Source organism: Bartonella sp. WD16.2 (assembly GCF_002022505.1).
In the GTDB taxonomy this organism is placed as follows: Bacteria; Pseudomonadota; Alphaproteobacteria; order Rhizobiales; family Rhizobiaceae; genus Bartonella.
This window is the reverse complement of the sequence record NZ_CP019781.1, coordinates 477,811-494,718: the sequence shown is the minus strand read 5'-3', so window position 1 is coordinate 494,718 and position 16,908 is coordinate 477,811. Positions and strand designations below refer to the sequence as shown.

The 16,908-nt window shown below is 36.3% G+C and carries 15 protein-coding genes; 1 reads left to right on the top strand and 14 read right to left on the bottom strand.

From position 1 onward, the window contains the following. Positions 1-27: 27 nt before the first annotated feature. From BWD162_RS01845 to tpiA, 10 genes are all read right to left on the bottom strand, one after another. A complete protein-coding gene (locus BWD162_RS01845; RefSeq protein ID WP_078705201.1) occupies positions 28-1,362 on the bottom strand; it encodes a pyruvate dehydrogenase complex dihydrolipoamide acetyltransferase in 1,335 nt (444 codons plus the stop codon). Positions 1,363-1,378: 16 nt separating this feature from the next. Continuing rightward, a complete protein-coding gene (locus tag BWD162_RS01840) occupies positions 1,379-2,731 on the bottom strand; it encodes a pyruvate dehydrogenase complex E1 component subunit beta (protein ID WP_078705200.1) in 1,353 nt (450 codons plus the stop codon). A 16-nt stretch (positions 2,732-2,747) separates the two neighbouring features. Next, positions 2,748-3,788 (bottom strand): pyruvate dehydrogenase (acetyl-transferring) E1 component subunit alpha, encoded by a 1,041-nt coding sequence (gene pdhA / locus BWD162_RS01835; protein WP_078705199.1) that lies wholly within the window; start codon positions 3,786-3,788, stop codon positions 2,748-2,750. Positions 3,789-3,918: 130 nt separating this feature from the next. Further along, complete coding sequence (locus BWD162_RS01830) at positions 3,919-4,248, bottom strand: FtsB family cell division protein (RefSeq protein ID WP_078706112.1); 330 nt, start codon at positions 4,246-4,248, stop codon at positions 3,919-3,921. 155 nt (positions 4,249-4,403) lie between these two features. Further along, positions 4,404-4,802: a TM2 domain-containing protein gene (locus BWD162_RS01825; RefSeq protein ID WP_078705198.1), complete on the bottom strand. Its 399-nt coding sequence runs from the start codon at positions 4,800-4,802 to the stop codon at positions 4,404-4,406. A gap of 120 nt (positions 4,803-4,922) precedes the next feature. Next, positions 4,923-6,191, bottom strand: coding sequence for a phosphopyruvate hydratase (gene eno / locus BWD162_RS01820; RefSeq protein WP_078705197.1), 1,269 nt, complete (start codon positions 6,189-6,191; stop codon positions 4,923-4,925). Positions 6,192-6,256: 65 nt separating this feature from the next. Beyond that, on the bottom strand, positions 6,257-7,108 hold the full coding sequence (gene kdsA / locus BWD162_RS01815; RefSeq protein WP_078705196.1) for a 3-deoxy-8-phosphooctulonate synthase: 852 nt from the start codon (positions 7,106-7,108) through the stop codon (positions 6,257-6,259). A gap of 36 nt (positions 7,109-7,144) precedes the next feature. Then, complete coding sequence (locus BWD162_RS01810) at positions 7,145-8,773, bottom strand: CTP synthase (protein WP_078705195.1); 1,629 nt, start codon at positions 8,771-8,773, stop codon at positions 7,145-7,147. 129 nt (positions 8,774-8,902) lie between these two features. Further along, complete coding sequence (gene secG / locus BWD162_RS01805; RefSeq protein ID WP_078705194.1) at positions 8,903-9,358, bottom strand: preprotein translocase subunit SecG; 456 nt, start codon at positions 9,356-9,358, stop codon at positions 8,903-8,905. A 79-nt stretch (positions 9,359-9,437) separates the two neighbouring features. Then, positions 9,438-10,202 (bottom strand): triose-phosphate isomerase, encoded by a 765-nt coding sequence (gene tpiA, locus BWD162_RS01800; RefSeq protein WP_078705193.1) that lies wholly within the window; start codon positions 10,200-10,202, stop codon positions 9,438-9,440. Between the two features lie 153 nt (positions 10,203-10,355). Here tpiA and BWD162_RS01795 point away from each other — a divergent pair, with 153 nt between their 5' ends. After that, the gene (locus BWD162_RS01795; protein ID WP_078705192.1) at positions 10,356-12,242 is read left to right on the top strand and encodes a peptidylprolyl isomerase; all 1,887 of its coding nucleotides are present in this window, start codon (positions 10,356-10,358) and stop codon (positions 12,240-12,242) included. A 104-nt stretch (positions 12,243-12,346) separates the two neighbouring features. Here BWD162_RS01795 and BWD162_RS01790 read toward each other — a convergent pair whose 3' ends face one another. The 4 genes from BWD162_RS01790 to BWD162_RS01775 all read right to left on the bottom strand — a co-directional run bounded on the left by BWD162_RS01790 (position 12,347) and on the right by BWD162_RS01775 (position 16,765). Then, positions 12,347-13,207: a phytoene/squalene synthase family protein gene (locus tag BWD162_RS01790; RefSeq protein ID WP_078705191.1), complete on the bottom strand. Its 861-nt coding sequence runs from the start codon at positions 13,205-13,207 to the stop codon at positions 12,347-12,349. After that, a complete protein-coding gene (locus tag BWD162_RS01785; RefSeq protein ID WP_078705190.1) occupies positions 13,204-13,590 on the bottom strand; it encodes an Mth938-like domain-containing protein in 387 nt (128 codons plus the stop codon). The genes BWD162_RS01790 and BWD162_RS01785 overlap by 4 nt, the downstream gene beginning before the upstream one ends. A gap of 398 nt (positions 13,591-13,988) precedes the next feature. Further along, a complete protein-coding gene (gene yajC / locus BWD162_RS01780) occupies positions 13,989-14,447 on the bottom strand; it encodes a preprotein translocase subunit YajC (protein ID WP_078705189.1) in 459 nt (152 codons plus the stop codon). Positions 14,448-15,574: 1,127 nt separating this feature from the next. After that, a complete protein-coding gene (locus tag BWD162_RS01775) occupies positions 15,575-16,765 on the bottom strand; it encodes a M23 family metallopeptidase (protein ID WP_078705188.1) in 1,191 nt (396 codons plus the stop codon). Between the last annotated feature and the right edge of the window lie 143 nt (positions 16,766-16,908).

The following is a 16,908-nucleotide window of genomic DNA, read 5'->3' as shown; positions in this document are numbered from 1 at the left end:
TAAATTATGTGAGATACTTAACAATCACTACATTAACATTGCTAGTGGATTTTCAATCAGTCTTTTAAAGGCCTGAGCAAGTTCTGCTGCTAATGCACCATCAACAGCACGGTGATCGGTGGAAAGTGTAACTGACATCATAGTAGCAATCGCTAATGCACCATCCTTAACAACTGCTCGCTTCTCACCCGCACCAACTGCAAAAATTGTTGCATGCGGTGAATTAATAATGGCAGAAAACTCTTTTACACCATACATACCCATATTCGATACTGCTGTTGTTCCCCCCTGATATTCTTCTGGTTTCAACTTACGTTCACGAGCACGCGTTACAAAATCTTTCATCTCATTAGAAATAATAGGCAAAGATTTCTCTTCTGCATGGCGAATAACTGGTGTAATTAACCCATTTGGAATAGAAACAGCAACACCAACATCACAGTGTTTGTGATAAAGCATTCCACCTTCAAGCCATGACACATTGGCATCAGGTACAGCTTTCAAAGACAGCGCAATAGCCTTAATAACCATATCGTTTATGGATAATTTATAAGTAGGTTTACCACCCTCTTGCGTTTTGACCATTGGAGCAGCAGCATTAAGTTGCGCACGCAACGCCAGCAACGCATCAAGCTCACAGTCTACTGTTACGTAAAAATGCGGTACCATTTGTTTTGATTCAGTCAAACGCTTAGCGATTGTTTTACGCATACTATTATGAGGTGTAAGTGTATATTCACCTTCTCTAAATAGTTTTATTATTTGCTCGTCCGCAACGCCAGTTGCCATTGACTGATCAACTTGTAATGAACAAGAAGCTTTAAGAGCACCATCACTTAGAACTTTCTCCACATCACGATTAATAATCCTCCCATGAGGACCTGTACCAGAAATAAGTGATAAATTGAGACCTTCTTGAGCCGCTAACCTCCGAGCCAAAGGTGATGCAAAAAGACGTATATTATTTTCATGTTTCTGCACTGATAGCTGAGCTTTTGGTGCATTAGAAACCTGTATATCCACATCCTTTGATACCACCTGTTTTTCATCAACTGGTGCTCTCTCTAAAACAAAAGAAGACTTATCTTCCGCAATTTTAGCTACTTCACTTAAATCTTCATCTTCTTCTGCCAAAATCACGATTAAAGTATTAACTTTAACTCCCTGCGTTCCAGCAGGAACAACAATTTTTGCAACCGTTCCTTCATCAACAGCTTCTACTTCCATCGTTGCTTTATCTGTTTCAATTTCAGCAATAACATCACCCGTAGAGACCTTATCGCCTTCCTTGACATTCCATTTTAGCAAATTTCCTTCTTCCATTGTGGGAGAAAGCGCAGGCATTGTAATCTTAATAGGCATAGTGCTTTTTCCTTCGTTATGCTCGATAAGTCACAGCCTTAACAGCTTCGACAATTTCAGTAATACTCGGTAAAGCCAATTTTTCAAGATTGGCAGCATAAGGCATAGGAACATCTTTGCCAGCAATTGTAGAAACTGGCGCATCAAGATAATCAAAAGCCTGCTGCATAACACGTGTTGCTATTTCAGTACCAATAGATGATTGAGGATACCCTTCTTCAACCGTTACTAAACGACCAGTTTTTTTAACTGAAGCAAGAATTGTCGGAAGATCCATTGGGCGAATAGTACGCAAATTAATTAATTCAATATCAATACCAAGCTTTTCAATTTCCGGCAACGCCTGAACTGCGTAATGCATTCCAATTCCATAAGCAACAATCGTCACATCCTGGCCAGATTTATAAATATGCGCCTTACCAATAGGTAAAACAAAATCGTCTATTTTAGGAACTTCAAACTGATGACCATAAAGAATTTCGTTTTCAAGAAAAACAATAGGATTATCATCACGAATAGCGGCTTTTAGCAAACCTTTTGCATCCGCTGCACTGTAAGGCATAACAACTTTGAGACCCGGAATATGACTATACCATGCAGCATAACACTGTGAATGCTGAGCCCCAACACGTGCTGCAGCACCATTGGGACCACGAAAAACTATAGGAGTAGACATTTGTCCACCAGACATATAACGAGTTTTTGCAGCTGAATTAATAATTTGATCAATCGCCTGCATAGCAAAATTAAATGTCATAAATTCAACAATAGGACGCAAACCTCCAAATGCAGCACCAATACCCAACCCCGCAAAACCGTGTTCTGTAATTGGTGTATCAATAACTCGGCGCGTACCAAATTCTTCCAATAAACCTTGGCTAACTTTATAAGCACCTTGATATTGCGCTACTTCCTCACCCATTAAAAAAACTGTCTCATCGCGTCGCATTTCTTCAGCCATAGCTTGATTAAGTGCTTCACGTACTGTCATCGTAACCATTTCAACATCCGCAGGGATATCAGGATCACTTCCACTATCAAAAATAGGACGAACCGGTATTGATAAAGAAGAAGAAACTCTCTCTATTTTTTTAGTTGTGGTTTGTGAAATGTTTGCAGCATTTTCACCTTCTTCCAACAATACAGCAATAGCAGTATTAACCTTCACGCCCTCAGTACCTTCAGGAACTAAAATTTTACCAATAATACCCTCATCAACAGCTTCTACTTCCATTGTTGCTTTATCAGTTTCAATTTCAGCAATCACATCACCGGAACTGACGTTATCACCCTCTTTCTTGAGCCATTTAGACAATTTACCTTCTTCCATCGTTGGTGAAAGCGCTGGCATTAAAATCTCAATAGACATATTCACGTTCCCCACTTTAAACTAGAATATCAGTATAGAGCTCAGAAACATCTGGCTCTTGATCATTTTGTGCAAAATCTGCTGCATCAGCGACAATTGCACGGACTTCTTTATCAATAGACTTCAAATCGTCTTCACTAACCCAACCTTGTTTAATAACGTGTTGTTTTACTTGATCAATCGGATCTTGTTCTTCTTTTATTTTCTGCACTTCCTCTTTTGATCTATATTTTGCTGGATCAGACATGGAATGACCACGATAACGATAAGTCTGCATATCAAGAATGATCGGCCCCTTCCCCGAACGTGCCCAAGAAATTGCCTCATCAGAAGCCCCTTTTACTGCATGAACATCCATACCATCAACGACAATACCTGGAATTTCAAAAGAAAGGCCACGACGAGAAAAATCCGTTTCCGCAGATGCACGAGAAACTGATGTCCCCATAGCGTACTGATTATTTTCAATAATATAGACAACAGGAAGCTTCCAAAGTGAGGCCATATTAAAACTTTCATAAACTTGCCCCTGATTTGCAGCACCATCACCAAAATAAACCAATGTCACATTATCTTTACCAAGATACTGATTCGAAAAAGCCAAACCTGTACCAATTGGAACCTGCGCACCAACAATGCCATGCCCACCATAAAAATTCTTTTCTTTGGAAAACATATGCATTGAGCCACCTTTTCCTTTGGAAAAGCCACCTTGACGTCCTGTTAATTCCGCCATAACACCACGCGGACTCATACCTGCCGCTAACATATGTCCATGATCACGATAAGATGTGATGATCTGATCACCTTCTTTTGCTGCTTTTAATGTGCCAACAACAACGGCTTCTTGTCCGATATAAAGGTGACAAAACCCACCAATTAAACCCATACCATAAAGTTGACCTGCTTTTTCTTCAAAACGACGAATCAAAAGCATTTCGCGATAAGCAGCAATTGTTTCATCTTTTGTAAAATTAGCTTTCTTTGCTGCCTTAGTAACATTTGATAATGTGGCTTGCACTACCGGCGCAGATTTTTTTTTAGCCCGTTCTGCCATATTAAACTCCCTTCGATGATTATCTAGAAATAACCTCTACGAACAAAAGTTACAAGTATTATAAAATCACTTCACATTTTACCATAAGTGACTGTTTTTAAATTGCTTTTTTAGATTAATCGATTTCTAATTAATTTTTAATCTCGTCAGGAGAAATTAAAATGGTCAATTCATTTGGTTTGGAAAAGTTTAAATTCTTTCTCACATATTCATCCAACATATCTTTTTCAATATACCCATCACGTAAAAGAGAAATACGTTTTTCAACAAACGTTCGCTCAACTTCTACTTTATGAAGCTCCTCCTCCAATTCAGCAATATGCTGAATAATTTTGCTGCGTGCAGAAAGCCCGTAATCACCATGATAAATATGATAACCAAAATAGCCTAAAACCCCAACCACCATAATCGGTAGAATGAAACGCGCTGTAACTGATCTACGTTTTTGTTTCGTCCACATAACAGTCATGATCTTTTTAAAATGCTCTACCCAATTTATGCATGACTTTGATTAACAGCTTATTATCAAAACAATCGTACGTAGCTCTTTTTTATACTTTATATTACTAGCCAAAACAAAAATATTATACTTTATACCTAAACATAAAACATCCGTTAACTTCTGATTTTATTTCCATCTTTGTCAGTAAACCCCCCTACTAAAATGACGATAAAATCAATAAATGCCCAAATTCCAGAAATAGGTAACCCCAAAATAGATAAAGATAGAATAAGCATAAAAACACCAGTTCCAGTTTTACCAACTATAAAACGATGAATACCAAAAGTACCTATAAAGAAACAAACAAGTGCGAGAACTAATTTTGAATATTGTTGTTTCACCAACGGAAAAACAGAAGTAGCAGCACCATCTTTACTGACAAAGTCAAGATAATCACCAACTTTTGGTGAGCTTTTTCCTAACCAATCACAAAGCGCAAATTGATAACGTTCACCATCATCACCTGAAATAAGGTATGTCCCCTGTTCTTGACTAATAATTCTTCCTCTCATTACCATCACCTATAAACTTATTATTTACTTGTTATTAATAAAACGATAAAATTATTAATAGAATAGTAAAATTTAAAAATCCTGTTAATATAAAGACATAGTAATTTTTCCTAACAGCTATTAACGATACGGGTTGCCCGTATAATGGGCTTGTTTTCCTAGCATTTCTTCAATACGAATAAGTTGATTATATTTTGCCAATCTATCTGAACGTGCAAGTGAACCGGTTTTAATTTGTCCACAATTTGTTGCAACTGCAAGGTCAGCAATAAAAGAATCTTCCGTTTCGCCTGAACGATGAGATATAATAGCACGATAACCTGCTTTATGTGCTGTTTCTATAGCATCAAGCGTTTCACTCAATGTACCAATTTGATTGACTTTAATAAGAATAGAATTGGCAACACCCTTCCTAATACCATCACGCAAACGTGCTGAATTTGTTACAAATAAATCATCACCAACAAGCTGGCATTTTTTGCCGATCGAATCAGTAAGAAGCTTCCAGCCTTCCCAATCATCCTCAGCCATTCCATCTTCAATTGTTATTATAGGATAAGCATCAACAAGCTGAGCTAAATACTCCACCTGTTGGTGTGCATCACGACACTTACCTTCGCCTTCATAAAAATATGAACCATTTTTATACAATTCTGTTGAAGCACAATCTAAACCAATAGCAATTTGTTCACCTGGTTTATACCCAGATGCAACAATAGATTCTATAATAAAATCAATTGCTTGCTCAGAACTTTTAAAATGAGGTGCAAAACCACCTTCATCACCAACATTGGTATTATAACCTGCATCCTGTAAGCGTTTTTTTAGTGTATGAAAAATTTCAGCACCATAGCGAACCGCTTCTTTCAGTGTTGGCGCTCCCACTGGAACAATCATAAACTCTTGAAAATCAATTGGATTATCAGCGTGAACACCACCATTAATAATATTCATCATTGGTGTAGGAAGAAGATGCGCTTGCGTCCCACCAATATAACGATACAAAGGTAGACCTAATGATTTTGCTGCCGCTTTTGCAACTGCCAATGAAACACCTAAAATAGCATTGGCACCAAGGCGTGCTTTATTAGGCGTTCCATCCAACGAAATCATTGCTTGATCAATTGCTATTTGATTTTTTACATCTCGTCCACCAAGTTCTTGAAGAATTTCACCATTAATTGCAGCAACAGCATTTTGAACACCTTTACTTTGATAGCGCACACCACCATCACGAAGTTCCACTGCCTCATGCGTACCAGTTGACGCTCCTGAAGGAACCATGGCACGCCCAAAAACTCCATCTTCCAAATAAACATCAACCTCTACAGTCGGATTACCACGGCTATCAAGCACTTCACGCCCAATGATATTTACAATTACAGTCATACAAATTCTCTTATACAATGAATATTTTGATTCACATTATTCATAACGTCACTCATAGAAATTATCTACACTCGAATATTCAATTTCTTTTTTTTTGCCAAACAATCAAAATCCATTAAAATTTCAAGTAACCTTTGTAAATTATCAATTTTAATCATATTAGGCCCATCAGATGGCGCATTATCTGGATCTTGATGTGTTTCTAAAAAAACACCTGCAACACCAACAGCAACAGCTGCACGTGCTAATGCTTCAACAAACTGCCGCTGTCCACTAGATGAATCGCCCTTACCACCTGGTTCTTGAACAGAATGTGTTGCATCAAAAATAACAGGCGCTCCAAATGAACGCATAATTGGCAATGAGCGCATATCAGAAACAAGACGATTATAACCAAATGAAGCACCACGTTCACAAAGCATAACATTAGGATTACCGCTCTGAGTTACTTTTTTTAAGACATTTTCCATATCCCAAGGAGCTAAAAACTGCCCTTTCTTAATATTGATTACACGCCCCGTTTTAGCTGCCGCAACTAAAAGATCTGTTTGACGACATAAAAAAGCTGGTATTTGCAAAATATCCACTGTTGAAGCGATAGCTTTACATTGTTCTTCTGTATGCACATCAGTCAATATTGGAAAACCAAATTCTTTTTTAAGATCAGAAAAAATAATCATTGCTTTTTCAAGACCAATACCACGCGCCGCATTAAGAGACGTTCTATTAGCTTTATCGTAACTAGATTTATAAACAAACCCAATACCAATTTGATCAGTAATTTCTTTAAGCCGACCCGCCATTTCAAAAGCGTGATCTCGACTTTCCATCTGGCAAGGACCTGCAATTAAAGACAGAGGTGCATCATTGGAAAAAACAATATTTCCAACTTTAACAGAAACATTTGGTTTAGACATTGTATTCCTCAAAAAGTGAGCATGTAATTTATAAAGCTAAACCAACCTGCTCTGTTCCACAGTAGCCTCAATAAAAGAAGAAAAAAGTGGATGCGGATCAAATGGACGTGACTTTAACTCTGGATGATATTGAACACCAATAAACCATGGATGATCTATATATTCTATTGTTTCTAGTAAAATACCGTCTGGACACATACCAGAAAAAATAAATCCAAATTGTTCTAGCTTTTCTTTATAATGAATATTGACTTCATAACGATGGCGATGTCGCTCGAAAATATTTGTTGTTCCATAAATTTTGGAAATATGGCTACCTTCTTTTAATTGAGCTGCAAAAGAACCAAGACGCATCGTTCCACCAAGATTTCCAGACGCTATACGTTTCTCAAGCAAATCTCCCTTAAGCCATTCCGTCATTAAACCTACAACTGCATCCTTTGTCTCACAAAATTCACTTGATGAAGCATTTGCAATATTTGCAATATTGCGAGCAGCTTCAATACAAGCTAATTGCATTCCAAAACAAATGCCAAAAAATGGAATTTTACGTTCTCGTGCAAATTGAATTGCTCGGATTTTACCTTCTGCACCCCGTCCACCAAAAGCACCAGGAACCAAAATCCCATGAACTTTTTGTAAATAAGGTGTAGGATCTTCTTTTTCAAAAAGCTCCGCTTCAATCCATTCAATATTAACCTTCACTCTATTAGCTAACCCACCGTGCGCAATTGCTTCAATAAGAGATTTATAAGCATCCTTCAGGCCTATATATTTTCCAACAATTGCGACCGTTACTTCCCCTTCAGGATGGTGAATGCGATATGTAATATCTTCCCAACGATCCATATCGGGTTGAGGTGCTGAACTAATTCCAAAAGAAAAAAGAACTTCTGAATCTAAACCCTCTTTATGATATGCTACGGGAACATCATAAATAGTTAGAACATCTAACGCCTGAATAACTGCACTTGGACGAACATTACAAAAAAGTGACAATTTGCGCCGTTCTGATTCCGGAATAGGTCGATCTGTACGCACTAATAAGATATCAGGAGCTATACCAACTGATTGCAACTCTTTAACGGAATGTTGTGTTGGTTTAGTTTTTAATTCACCTGCAGAAGCAATATAAGGCATTAACGTAAGGTGCATATAAACAGCGCCTTGCCTTGGCAACTCATTACGTAGTTGACGAATTGCTTCCAAAAAAGGCATTGCCTCAATATCACCAACCGTTCCACCTATTTCACATAAGACAAAATCAAATTCTTCATTTCCTGTAGTAATGAATGCCTTAATTTCATCTGTAACATGAGGAATAACTTGAACTGTTTCTCCTAAATAATCACCGCGGCGTTCTCTTTCAATGATATTACGATAAATACGCCCTGCCGTGATACTGTCCTGGTTATTAGCACAACGCCCAGTAAAGCGTTCATAATGACCAAGATCAAGATCTGTTTCTGCGCCATCATCGGTAACAAATACTTCACCATGTTGATAAGGCGACATCGTACCTGGATCAACATTCAAATAAGGATCGAGCTTACGGATCCGTACACGATATCCTCGTGCCTGTAATATCGCAGCTAAAGCTGCCGCAGCAATGCCTTTTCCAAGAGAAGAAACCACACCACCAGTAATAAAAACATAACGTGCCATGGGCTTACGATAATAAGCAGTTTATTATAATTTTTCTAGTCAAAAAAGTACTAAAAAGGAATTTTTATTTTCGCAAAGTAAAAAAGGGCAAAAACAACTTTTTTAAAAACCCATATTTGATTTTAAAAATTATTTGACACCATTATCATTTGGATTTTCAACTGGTGATGGAATTGGATTTTCAACTGCAGGAGCAGCAGGCTTACTTTGTTTTTGAGAAGGTGTCGAAGCACCACCTAATTGTTCGAAAATAGAAGGCTTGGAACTTTTATTAGATGATGGTTTACCTTCCTCTGATGTATTTTTGTTTGTCGGATTTTGTTCTGAATTAATCGGAATGCGATTAAGAATATCAGAATCAGAGTTTGATATATTTCCGACTACAACAAGTATAATGGATACCGTAAAAAAACAAATTGCCAAAATAGTCGTTAAACGTGTCAACATGTTTTTGGCCCCACGAGCACTCATAAACCCTGAACCACTACTCGTACCAAGTCCACCACCTTCCGAGGGCTGAATTAACACAACGCCAATCAAAGTGATAACAATCAAAAAGTGAATTACAATTAGTACTGTTTGCATAAACTCTGCTCTTTATAAACACTTATAGTTATTTATATACAAATTGCGCATAATCCAAGAGATAATTATGAATTCTTTTCTATAATAGACGATAAACATCGCAAATAGTTAAAAAATCAACCGCTTTTAAACTTGCTCCGCCAATTAAAGCACCATTAACATGAATAGTACTCAAAAATTCAAGTGCATTTGATGAATTGACAGATCCACCATAAAGCAAACGCATGTTACACCCTTCGTTACCAAAACGATAACTGATCTTATCACGAATAAAACTATGCACTTGTGCAACATCTCCTGAAGTAGGAGTTTTACCCGTACCTATAGCCCATATAGGTTCATAAGCGATAATTATATTCTGTGCTGTCGCGTTATCTGGTATAGAACCCTCAAGCTGGCGTGCGATTACATCTAATACTTTGCCATTTTCACGCTCTTCCAATGTCTCACCGATACAAACAAGAGCAACAAGATTTGCCCTCCATGCAGCTTGTACTTTAGCACAAACAATCGCATTATTTTCATGGTAAGCTGTACGACGTTCTGAATGCCCAATAATAACATGACTGGCTCCTGCCTCTTTAAGCATAGCAGCTGAAATATCCCCAGTATAAGGACCACTATCACTGAAATGACAATCCTGCCCCCCTAAAAGCAACCTTTCACCACTCAATGTATCAGAAGCACGCGATAAAAGCGTTGCTGGAACACAAATAAGTGCTTCAAATAAACAATCTGAATCAGAGAGAACACCAGTAGCGATGGCATGTAACTCCTTAAGAGATTCACCCATTCCATTCATTTTCCAATTTCCGGCAATTAAAGGCCGAATATTTGGAGTCATATCTTTACCTCAAAAGCTTTTTAACAAAATTTTATCGCTTTAAGTACCAAATTATAAAACGAAAGCAAGTCTTTAAGCTTGCATCTTGTGCATCTTTATTGCAAATTCGATCATTGCTTTGATAATCATTGTGCATATAAATGGAATTAAACAATGCTTGATACCCTGAGAAACACTAAAAATTCTTGGTTTGCTAAGCTTTTTTTTGTTATTTTACTTCTATGTTTCATTTTTTTATGGGGTGTACCACAATTATACACACAAAGCGAGAGAGATTTACTCACCTCTGGCAAGTCGATAACAACTGTCGATACTTACCGCCTTGCACTTGCTGATCAAAGTTTACGTTTAGCACTCAATTCCCACCTTGGACGAATGCTTACTCCAGAGGAAATACAGCAATATAGAATCCCCGCTTTTGTCTTTAACCAGTTACAACAGGATGTACTTTTTAATGAGCAAGCACGTAAAATGAAAATTAACCTTTCAAAAGACATGATAGCCCATGCCATTAGTGCTGATAATATTTTTCAGGAAAATGGAGCTTTCAGTCGAGATTTATTTCTCAACTTTCTTCAGCAATTACGTATCAACCAAAGTGATTTTTTTGATTATTACACTCAAAAAGAAAAACGCAATCAGCTCACTCTAGCTTTATTTTCTGGTATGAAAGTACCAGATATTTTCTATAAAGCCTTTGCTATTTATCAGGAAGAAACGCGTATCGCTGATTATCTCATTGTCGATTTAAAAGAAAAAGAGATAACTGCCGATCCAGATCAAGAAACATTGCAAAAATGGTTTGACACACACAAAAACGTATTTCGCGCCCCAGAATACCGCGCTGTTTCTCTATTGTCTATAACACCAGAAAAGTTTATACAATTAGAAGATATTTCTAAAGATGAAGCTAAAATTTATTACACTCAAAATATCTCACGTTTTACAACTCCTGAGAAACGCGTAATTGAAGAATTACGCTTCCCTACACGTAAAACAGCTGATGAAGCTGCAAAAAAAATAGCTGATGGCTTAAGTTTTGAAGACCTGGTTAAAGCTGAAAAAAAGACTCTCAATAACATTAAAAAAGGACCCTTAGTAAAAAGTGAACATCCTAATTACCTAGAATCTGAGATTTTTGAACTCAAAAAAGGACAAGTTAGTACTGTCATTGATGATCTACAAGGCCCTGTAATTATTCGTGTTATAGATATTATACTTTCAAGTCCTATTCCTTTTGAAACTGTAGAAAAGAATATTCGCCAAATACTTGCACAAAACCGGGCTGCTACTGATATGCATAACAAGTATACAGAAATTGAAAATGCCCGTTTTGAAGGAGCCTCTCTTAAAGAAATTGCCGACCAATATAACTTACCTCTGCGTAAAGTCACTATAGATAAAAAAGGAACAACAATTGAAGGGATAGCACTAACAGATTTACCTGAAAAAGACATCTTGTTAGAGGCTATCTATCAAGCAAATGTAGAAACTGAGCCTGACCTGCTCTCTCTTCAAGAAGGAGGGTATCTCTGGTATCAAGTAGATACGATCATCCCTGCCCGTGACAGAACACTTGAAGAAGTAAAACAAGACGCCATTGCTCAATGGAAAAGTGAAGAAATCCAACGCCTTCTCGATGAAAAAGCTGAAAATGCTCTCAAACAGCTCAATAAAGGAAAAAGCCTTGATTCTCTTGCTGCTGAATTTGGCGTTAAAAAACAAACGACTCAAGCTTTACGGCGCCAAGATTCATCAGAAGTTTTTGGATCTGAAGACATTAAAGCGTTATTTTCTAATCCTAAAGGTCATTATGGCATCGCAAAAGGTACACTCACAACAAACCGTATCGTCTATAAAATAACGGCCTCAGCGATACCTGACAATATCACTGCTCAAACCATTTCATCTGATGTGCGTACTAATCTGGATATGATGATAAGAGAAGATTTAAAGCTAGAAATACTCCAAGTTGCGAATAAAGAACATCCAGTGAAAATTAACAATTCTAACTACAACCGCATCTTCAATACTTTTTAGTGAAAATTTTACGAATAATTTTAGTTATCCAAGATAAAAATGTAATAAGCATTTTGTTTGACAATGGAAAAAGTTAAATAAACTGCTTCCTGGATAACATTGATTTATAATAATTTTGGAAAACGGCCACTTACCACTGCTTTTGTTATCAACCAATAACGATGAAGCTGCGATAAAGTTATATTCTCTTGAAAAACTGTCGCTCCTAATTGTATCGTTCTTTGAAGAGATGCTGGTGTAATTGCCAATGGAAGAAATGCTGGTTTGAGTGTTTTAGGTAAAGTGATAGAATGTTCGTAAAACTTGAGATAATGGTCTTTTGATAACGCTACCATAGCTTTAATGATCTCATGTTTTTGTTCATTATTGATGCGATTGAACTCCAACTCCTCCCTTTCCATCCCCATAGCTTTTAACATATCAGAAGGAAAATAGCATTGATATCGTGATTGCATAAGCGACAAAAGACGCAATATGCCACTCAATGCCTGAGCAATTCCTCCGTGTTCATATGCTTTTGTGAAATTTTGCGCTGCATCAAAATCTAATATCTGGCATGCAAGCTGTAAAATTGTACTTGCTGTCTTATTACAATAAGTTTCAAGAACATGAATGGTTGTTATTGGATCATTATAAAGATCAAAAACTCGCGCATCGCAATAACGTAAAAAAGCTGTCTTAGGTAAATTAAATAAAGCAATTGTTGTCAATAAATCATTTAAAATTGGATTGTATTTATTATTCTTTATTTCACCATTGGCAATAGAATCATACCACCAACGTAATCGTATCTCACCAATAAGTGGATCATGCACACTTTCACGAATACGAGCAATTTCCGCATTAAAAGCGTAAAGAGCAGCTAATGCCCTGCGCTTTTTTTTAGGTGCAAATAAAACTGATATATAGCGGTCACGATCTGTAGCACGTAAAATATCAAGACAATAAGGGAGAAAATTGGTCATTCTACCGCAAACAACACTGCAGCAACTGCACGATTTTCAGCTAAAAGAACATTAAATGTGCGCACTGCTGCCCCTGTACTCATAGTATCTGTTGAAATATGCTTTTCTCGTAAAAGTGCTCGTAATGTTTCAGGTAATCGCAATAATTCGACTCCAGTACCCACTAATAGAACTTCAATCTGATCTGCTTCTTCTAAAATACGAGAAATATCATCCTGAGTAGGTATAGGCTCTACCATATTAATGCCGTAAACACCCGATGGTACACACATAATAGAACCACGATGTGACATATCAGCAAAACGAAAACCACCATTTCCATAAGCATCAATAGGTGCACGTCCCGGAAAATGTGCTTCACGAATTTGAATTGTGTGAGACATAATAAGCGCCTTTTAAAAAAACAACTGTCTCTTTTCCTCCCCCAAAAACTAAAAAAAGACCAATAACAAATTAGACCGCTATAACAGCTCCTATACAAAACTGACGCAAAAAACATTACAAACGACATTTAAATAACCATGTCCCAAAAAGGAAGACTTCTCTTAATCTATTTGCTCAAAAACAAGTCATTTCAATCACATAATAATTATATTAACAGCTAAAACTATTCTAACCCTTTATTAATCCAATAACAATTACTCAAATAAATATACCCTCATAGAATGACAAACAAAGATACAATCTTTATTTATTGATTATAAATACCCCTAAATAAAATGGCTTTTCTACGAAAAGCCTATTTTTACCTCTATAAGGGTGAAAAATTCTACAAATGCAATTACAGTTTTGGTTTACTCTCTTTGGGTACAGCTTTTTCTTTCTTCGTTATTACCGTATTTACTTTCTTTGCGGTTTTGGTGGCAGGCTTTTTTGATGCCTTCATTTTAGCAATAGATTTTGGCTTTTCTTCCGAAAGTGGCTCGCCTTTAATACGAACATCAGCCAAAGTTGAACGAACAACACGAATACGTACACTGTCATTAATTTCAACCTCTAACTCACCCTGCTCATCATAAACCTTTGTAACTTTACCGATAATACCACCACCAGTTACAACTGTATCACCACGGCGTACAGCATTAAGCATTTCCTGCCGCTTTTTCATTTGCGTACGCTGTGGGCGGATAATCAAAAAATACATAATAGCAAAAATCAGAATGAAAGGAACAAAGGTAATAAGCGACGACCCACCAGAAACGCCGCCTGCAGCCTGAGCATAAGCGTTAGTAATAAACATTTTGATCTCCTATAGATTAAACTCCATGTATTTCTCCTCTACTAAAATAAGCTTTTGGCTTAGAGAAAGAAAAATTTCTTAGATACTATATATCCTAATCACTACATCATACAGTTTTAGCTTTTCTAAAGGAAATAAAACCTTAAAAGCTAAAAGACAATAAGTAAATACTTCTAAACAACGATTTCATTCTATGAATTACATATAATAAATATGAAATTTCTCATAAATTGAAAAAATAACTAATGTAAAATAATTTTTTGTTTCCCAAATTAGCTCAACTGATCGCCAACCTTAATTGTATAATAATATTTTTTGCTTAAATGCTATATGAGCTGATTATTTTCTATAATTCCAGTAAATTATACTTTGGATTTTTTATATCAATTGAGTTGATATAAACTTTATTTGCAAGCTTTAATATAAAGAACATCTCGCAAAAACATGTAATAATCTGTTAAAGAATAACCTACTTATTATGCCGTCTGCGGAATATATGCAACATAGACCAGTCATTAGTGACTCAATCAATTATATAATGCAATCAAATATACTAAACATCGAAAAAAACTCTCAAACTTATTGAAAATCCTATTAATAATTCTGCCCTTCTTACTTTAATTAATTCCCTTTAAAATGAAGAATATCACCTTATCATCTTTTGTAATAATTTTTATTTATTATAATAATCCATCAGCTAAAGCTTTAAAAACTAACTTTGATAATAGTATCAAAAATACTTCCAAAACATCATGTTTTGCATAGCATTAAAAAGCATCATCCACCAGATACATAATATAACTGACAATAAGTACTCTATAGTTATTACTATTCCTGTAAGGCTATAAAAAGGCCACTCTTTAATCATTTTAGTCTTTAGCTGTTTTATAAATTGTAGTAAAAAATTACATTATAATATGATTGGGTACTTATGTTATTGTTTTTATAATGAACATAAAATAATTTAAAAGGTTTATAATAACATCTTTAAATGAGCACGAAAATCATTCATGTAAATTACTAAAAGACAAGAACCTGAAAAATAGCCTAATAAGCTTTTACTTTAATATACAATACAAAAACAATCCCGAAGATTTTGAGCTTTATATTAATAAAATGATTCTTCGTTAATTTTCTAAATATTTGATAGGATCGACAGGTACAGTGTCCTTACGGACCTCAAAATAAACGCGCGGTGTTGTAATATCTCCTGAAATACCAGATTTAGCAATCTCATCACCACGCCGCACCTTTTGTCCTCTGCTAACAACAAGTTTATTATTATGTCCATAAATAGTGATAATATTGTCTTCATGCCGAATCATGACAACATTGCCAAGCTCTTTCAATCCATCACTTGCATAGATAACGACACCATTTTCCGCTGCCTTTACTGATGAACCTTCAGGTACAGTAATTTCTATTCCTCGGCTAACTACTGTTCCTTTCTTTTGACCAAAGTGGCTTAACAAACGTCCTCGTACCGGCCAACGCATTTTAGAAATCCCTGTTGCTTGTGGAGCAACAACATCATCTGAATCAGTCACTGTACTTGATAAAGCAGTTGCAGGCTTTTGCTGAGAAGAATCCTGCTTAACATTTGATGGATCAGTCTTCGTCGCAGATGTAGTTGTTACAGAAGTTCCATATACAGATGATGAATCCTTTCTACTTTCAACAGAGGATACAACTTTAGATTGAGTTGGAGATGGAGTTTGTGATGTTACTTGAGTATTATTGAGAGCATTCGAAGATACACTTGTGCGTTCATCTGGAACAATGAGCATCTGACCAACATGGATAGAATGATTATTCATACCATTTGCTAATTTTAAAGCCTCAACACTAACTCCTATTTGCTGTGCAATACTTAACAGAGTATCTCCACTTTGTACAATATAAGATCCCCGTCTAGAAACAGGAAAATCATTCACTTGTGAATGGGAGAGTGTTCCAAGATTTTTCGGTGGAGATCCCATAATTCGTCCATCAGGCGAAAACTCTCTGTGCCCATCAGAATAAGATGTGGCTTCCTGTTCTAGAGGATCATATGAACTATCATCGTTAACTCCTGTATCATAAGGCGACTCCACAGGTGGCAGTTCACTACTTTGTATTACTCCACCTTGTGATAACATTCTTGGATTACCAGACATCGCTGTGACCGTAGTTGACTGAGTAGGAGTTGCACTCTTATAAAAACCATCATAAAAACGCTGAGTACCAGAACTACAACCCGTTATTATGGTTGCTGCCACCCAAAGAGCTATCCCCTGAAGACTATACCGCATAATGTTACTCAAAAATTTCAAATATATGGTTTATTTATTGGCCAATACTCAACTCATTCTATTAAATCTTGCTAATATTACCTAAGAGTTAAAGATTGAACATTTTACTTATAAAAATTTCAAAAAATATCAAAATGAAATTCATTATTAAATAGAGCACATAAGGTTGC